This is a genomic window from Pedobacter sp., from assembly GCF_045628745.1.
Lineage (GTDB): Bacteria > Bacteroidota > Bacteroidia > Sphingobacteriales > Sphingobacteriaceae > Pedobacter.
Genome location: NZ_JAZQPU010000321.1, coordinates 1 through 2,412, shown reverse-complemented (window position 1 = coordinate 2,412; position 2,412 = coordinate 1). Strand labels below are relative to the sequence as shown.

Here is a 2,412-nt window from a genome sequence, read left to right as displayed (position 1 = left end):
GAGATGGCATCAGTGCCTTTGGGAGAATTTCCACCATCATGTTTCCACTGGTGATGCGTCCAATTTAAGATAGATAAAACTTTCTCCTGATCTGATTGATCATTTTTAATAACTTCATCAATCGGGTATTTAAGTCTTAAGGTATCGAAGTATAAATTTTTAGTGTCTTCATAATAGATTTTGAGGTCTTTTCTAGGCTGCGCATTGGAGTACTTCACTATATCCCAAACAAATGTCTTCGGGGTAATAATGGTGTGAGCGGGCAGGTTATCGCCAAGTTTGATATAAAAAGACTTGCTTTGTCCTTTTTGGATAGTAAATCTAATACTGTCCAGATCTGTTTTAAAGGCTACACTTTCGGTTTGCCAAATAAGGTAAAATTTAAGGTATCATGCTCAATTTTTGGCGAGATATTCCAGCCTCTTTGATTCCCATCCTGACCTATTGCAACAGCTGTTTTAGGATGACTCGCTGTAATTAAAGGTTCACCTTTATACAATTTCTGAGCATTGCTTTTGCCGGCAAGAAAAATAGCAAGAATGAGGAGGGCTGAATTTCGCATGTCTAAAGGTTTGAGAACGAAACTATTAAATTCATTCTAATTCCTGATGTTATCGAATAGGTTTGTTACAAAAAAAAAGGTAGCGACTGTTTTACTATGCTTACCTTTTTGCTCCCAAACCAGCGACCCCTCTGCTTAACAGACAGAAGCCGCCAGTTCCTAACTATATCTTTATCAAGCGATTACACTCTATCAAATATATTACCAACCGGTCAATTGTGTTTGGATGCTCTCATTAATAACTCTGGATTTGTCAAATACTCTTATTCGTACCTCTTCAAAAATGTCCAGTTCAGGCGCGCCAAGTTGAAAGGTATAGTCAATAAATTTAACCTCGTTATTTTCCAGGTGAGGTTCTGCCTTTATTTCCTGCTGATTTAATATAGCATCGATCTCGTGCTTTAATATATTTAAGATTGCGCCGTTGTCTCGTGGTGTCAAGTCTATTGCTTTTTCTGGAGACATCTTTACAATAAACAAAAGCTGTCTTAGCGGTTCGATCCTATAGTTCAGAGTAAAACTAAATCTTCGATATTCCAAACATGAATAAGTTCGTCATTTTCTGAATTGTACATTCATGTAGCAAGGATGGGCGCCACCTGATGTATTTCAGTATAAAACATTAGCTGAATTGAATTATCATCCCGGTACTTTACTATCAAAGAATCGAACAGATAAAAAAAAACATACCAAATTTCATCTCCACTTTGATTACCCCATCAGCTACATCTTGGATTGCTTAAAATCTGCTCATGTGTTACTTCCAATACATTGATAGATTTGATTGAGTGCATCAAAATAGTTCCACTCATTGGTGAAAGTGCTTGAAAGAAAGACGGCGAGTGAGGTTAAATTTGTGCCAGGCTGATTGAAAGAATTAAAACCATGACATTATTTTCTTTGTCTTTATTAGTAGCTACCATTGTTGAGCCTTTAAGTTCTCAAAAGCCATTTTACTTTCTTCAAAAACTTTAAGATCATCATCAGACCAAACAGAGACATTCGCTAATTTTTCTCTAAAGTCAGATGTATTAGCTTTTTTTTCTGGTTGTATAACAACGCCAAGCTCTTTGAGGATCTGTTTCACCAGTGAGCTTTTTGTTTCGGGGATATTGATGATCAACCTTTCCATATTCAAATTTACAAATATTCAGGACAATAAGTATGCAAAATTATTTGGTGTGTGCCCAATTTGTTAAAGCCTACCTCGAGAACGACCGTGAAATTTTTAAAATGGTTTGCTTATTTTTAAAATGACGTTTAACAGCATACCACCATGCGATGTAGGCAAAAACAACCTAAAGCGCAGTAGTTTGATCAACACTATCCGGCTAGCCCGACATTAAATAGCATTTATCTCAGAAATGGAGAACCTTTCTGAGAACTTATCAAAGGAAGGCTTCAAGATTTTCTTACAAGTCACTTCCCGAGTCAGTGTTGATGTATGTAAATTTTCGCATCAACTGTTGCCATTTTCTAACCTTAAAAATTGAGTGTTCGGATACCGGAGGCCCTAAATAACGGGATTTTTCTCGTTAAATATTTGTAAAGGTTTTTCATTAAGTTCTGCAGCTTTTGCTGAAAACCTAGCGAAAAATGGCAAAGTTGGGATCAATGCCAAATGTTGTGGCGTTAGGAACTTCCTGTTTTGGAAATAAAAAACCCCATTCCTATTAGCTAGAAATGGGGTTTTTATGTGATTTTCGGTCTTGAAAATCTGAGCTCCCGAAGCTGGGCTCGAACCAGCGACCCTCTGATTAACAGTCAGATGCTCTAACCAGCTGAGCTATTCGGGATCCTTTTCCCCTCCGCGACTAGACTCTGATTTGAAGCAAGCCTTGATCGTTTTG

The 2,412-nt window shown here is 37.3% G+C and carries 4 protein-coding genes and 1 tRNA gene; all 5 read right to left on the bottom strand.

Annotation, left to right across the window (positions count from 1 at the left end):
* On the bottom strand, positions 1-218 hold a 218-nt coding region (locus ACR2F7_RS11960; protein ID WP_432713791.1), incomplete at its 3' end, for a hypothetical protein.
* A gap of 131 nt (positions 219-349) precedes the next feature.
* The gene (locus ACR2F7_RS11955) at positions 350-562 is read right to left on the bottom strand and encodes a hypothetical protein (RefSeq protein ID WP_432713790.1); all 213 of its coding nucleotides are present in this window, start codon (positions 560-562) and stop codon (positions 350-352) included.
* A 201-nt stretch (positions 563-763) separates the two neighbouring features.
* Complete coding sequence (locus ACR2F7_RS11950; RefSeq protein ID WP_432713789.1) at positions 764-1,027, bottom strand: hypothetical protein; 264 nt, start codon at positions 1,025-1,027, stop codon at positions 764-766.
* Between the two features lie 451 nt (positions 1,028-1,478).
* Positions 1,479-1,694: a hypothetical protein gene (locus ACR2F7_RS11945; protein ID WP_432713788.1), complete on the bottom strand. Its 216-nt coding sequence runs from the start codon at positions 1,692-1,694 to the stop codon at positions 1,479-1,481.
* Between the two features lie 590 nt (positions 1,695-2,284).
* Positions 2,285-2,358: transfer RNA gene (locus ACR2F7_RS11940), tRNA-Asn, on the bottom strand.
* Positions 2,359-2,412: the final 54 nt, after the last annotated feature.